Source organism: Streptosporangium nanhuense (assembly GCF_059358815.1).
The window spans coordinates 1-3,346 of sequence record NZ_JCADBG010000078.1; the positions used below are offsets into that span (position 1 = coordinate 1).

Consider the following 3,346-nt stretch of genomic DNA (forward strand, 5'->3'; position numbering starts at 1 on the left):
GGGATCGTCGCGGCCTGCTCGAAGGAGATCCCCTCGGGGACCTTCACCAACGTCGTGGCCTCGGCGACGACCACCGGACCGAAGCCACCCTCGGACAGGCCCATCACCCGATCCCCCGGGCACAGGCCCTTCACCTCGGGACCGGCCTCCAGCACCACCCCGGCGACCTCGGCCGTGTTCTGGAACCAGCCCAGTGCGTTCAAGCCGTCCTGCAGGTCCCGGAAGTTCACCCCCGCCGCGTGCACCGCCACCCGAACCTGCCCGGCCTCCAGTGGCCCGGCCGCCTGCGGGAACGGGAGCAGCTCCAGCGCGTCCAGGCTGCCGGCCGCCCGGCCGCCCAGCCGCCACGGCCCTCCGTCGGCCGGGGGCAACAACCCCGCGCCCGAGGCCAGCGCCGCCAACCTGGGCGCCCGTACCCCGCCCTCGCGTACCGCCATCTGGGGCTCGTCCGAGGCCGGTACCGCGAGCAGGACATCGCGCAAAGTCGCGAGCGAGGACTCCTGATCATCCAGGTCGACCAGGACGAACCGGCCCGGGTTCTCCGACTGCGCCGAGCGCACCAGCCCCCACACCGCCGCGGCCGCCAGATCGGCGACCACCTCGCCCTCACCGGCCGCGACCGCACCCCGGGTGACGAACACCAGGCGCGAACCACCACATCGCTCGTCGGCCAGCCATCCCTGCAGCAGACCCAGTACCCCGGCCGTCACCTCGTGCGCCGAGCTCGCCGCGTCCCCGTCCCGCCCGGTCACGACCTCGGCCAGCACCACCTCCGGCACCGGCCCCGCCTCGGTCAGCGCCGGCAGGTCAGGATGAACCGCGACCGGCCGGCCGGTCGCCTCCCACACTCCGGCGAAGGCCAGCGTGTCCGGCTCGAACCCCGCGAGACCGACGGCTGCCACCGGTACCGGATCGACCGTGGGAAGCTCCGGCAGCGAAGCCCATTCCAGCCGGAACAACCCGTTCCCCGCCGTCGCCTGCCCCCCGCCCGTGGTGGCGAGCTGGTCGGGCGAGAACGGGCGCAGCACCAGGGACCTCACCGACAGCACCGGCTCCCCGGCGACGTCCACCGCGGCCAGCGACACCGAGTCGGCGGCGGTCCGGATCAGCCGTACGCGCAGCATCGCCGCGCCGGTGGCGTGCAGGCTCACCTCTCTCCAGGAGAACGGCAGGCGCGTACCCGCCTCGGTGTCCAGCCTGGCGAACGTCACCGCGTGCAGCGCCGCGTCCAGCAGGGCCGGGTGCACGCCGAACGAACCCGCGCTCGACACCGCCTGCTCGGGCAGCGCCACCTCGGCGAACACCTCGTCGCCGGCACCGTGCCAGAGCGCCCGCAACCCCTGGAACACCGGGCCGTAGACGAGCAGACCCTCGGCCAGCCGGTCGTAGAAACCGTCCAGCGCGATCGCGGTCGCGCCTGCAGGGGGCCACACCGCCGTGTCGAACGGCTCGATCGGCGCGGGAGCGGCCGTACGGACACCCGTGGCCAGCGTGCCGGTGGCGTGCCGCACCCACGGCACGTCCTCCCCGGCCTGCGCCGGCCGGGCGTAAACGCTCACGCTCCGGTGGCCCGTCTCCTGGGCGGCGCCCACCGACACCTGCATCGCGACGACGTCCCGCTCGCCCAGTACCAGGGGAGCGACCAGGGTCAGCTCCTCGACCAGGTTGCAACCGACCTGGTCACCCGCCCGTACCGCCAGCTCCAGGAAGCCGGTCCCCGGGAAGAAGACCATCCCGGCCACCGCGTGATCGGCCAGCCACGGATGCGACGCCAGTGACAGGCTGCCGGTCAGCAGCACCCCGTCGGAGTCGGCCAGGCCGACCGTCGCGCCCAGCAGCGGGTGCCCTGCGGCGGCCAGACCCGCCGCCGCCACGTTGCCCGTACCGGAACCGGTGCTCTCGGGCCAGTACCGCCGGTGCTCGAAGGGGTAGGTGGGCAGGTCGACCCGGTGTCCTTCCGGCAGCACCCGCCGCCAGTCCACCGGAACCCCGCGCACATGCAGCTCGGCCAGCGCCGTCATCGCCGCGACGTGCTCGTCCCGATCCCCGCGCAGCATCGGCACCAGTGCCACGTCCGTGTCGTACTCGTCCACGTCACGGTCGGTGTCCAGAGTGCCGGCGGCCATGGCGGTCAGCACCCCGTCGGGGCCCAGCTCCAGATAGGCACGCACACCCCGTGCGTGCAGTGTCCGGACACCGTCGGCGAAGCGAACCGCGCCACGCACCTGCTCCACCCAGTACTCCGGCGAGCACAACTGCTCGGCCGTCGCCGCCTCACCCGTCAGAGTGGACACCACCGGGATCTTCGGCGGGCTGTAGGACAGCGTCCGGGCCACCGCCCGGAACCCCTCCAGCATCGGCTCCATCAACGGCGAGTGGAACGCGTGCGACACCCGCAACCGCCGCGTCTTGATCCCGCGCTCCTCCAGAGTGGCGGCGATCTCCAGAACCGCCTGCTCGACCCCGGAGATCACCACCGAGGACGGGCCGTTCACCGCCGCGACCGACACCTCCTTCTCACGACCGGCCAGCAGCTCGGCGACCTTCCCCTCAGAAGCCCGAACCGACACCATCGCCCCACCAGCGGGCAACCCCTGCATCAACCGCGCCCGCGCCGCCACCAGAACGCACGCGTCCTTCAACGACAACACCCCGGCCACATGCGCCGCCGCGACCTCCCCGACCGAATGACCGGCCAGCACCCCCGGCTTCACCCCCCACGAGGACACCAGCCGGAACAGCGCCACCTCCAGCGCGAACAACGCGGGCTGCGCCCACCCGGTCTGATCGAGCGCATCCGCCCGCTCGGCGAACAGAACGTCCCGCAACGACCCTTCAAGCAAGGGAGCGAACTCGGCGATCACGGCGTCCAGTGCCTCGGCGAACACCGGGAAACGGTCGTACAGCTCCCGGCCCATCCCGGCCCGCTGGCTGCCCTGGCCGGTGAACAGCACCGCCAGCCTCGGCTCCGCCGCCGCCACGCCGCGTACCACACCGGCGCCGAGACGGTCCTCGGCCAGCGCGCCCAGCCCTGCCAGCACACCCTCACGGTCCCCGGCCAGCACCACCGCCCGGTGCTCGAACGCCGACCGGGTCGTGGCCAGCGAGAACGCGGTGTCGGCCAGGCGCAGGTCAGGCTCGCCGTCCAGGAAGGACGCCAGCCGCCCGGCCTGCGCCCGCAACGCCTCGGCCGTACGGCCCGACACCAGCACCGGCAGCACGTCCGTGTCCGGGGTCACCGTCGCGGAGTCCTCGACCCGCGGGGCCAGCGGTCCCTGCTCCAGGATGACGTGGGCGTTGGTGCCGCTGATCCCGAACGACGACACCCCCGCCCGGCGCGGATGAC

At 73.3% G+C, this 3,346-nt stretch carries 1 protein-coding gene; it reads right to left on the reverse strand.

What is annotated here, in order from left to right:
• Nucleotides 1-3,346, reverse strand: a 3,346-nt coding sequence (locus AC5L38_RS43970) for an acyltransferase domain-containing protein (protein ID WP_495248774.1), incomplete at both ends; no start/stop codon positions are given.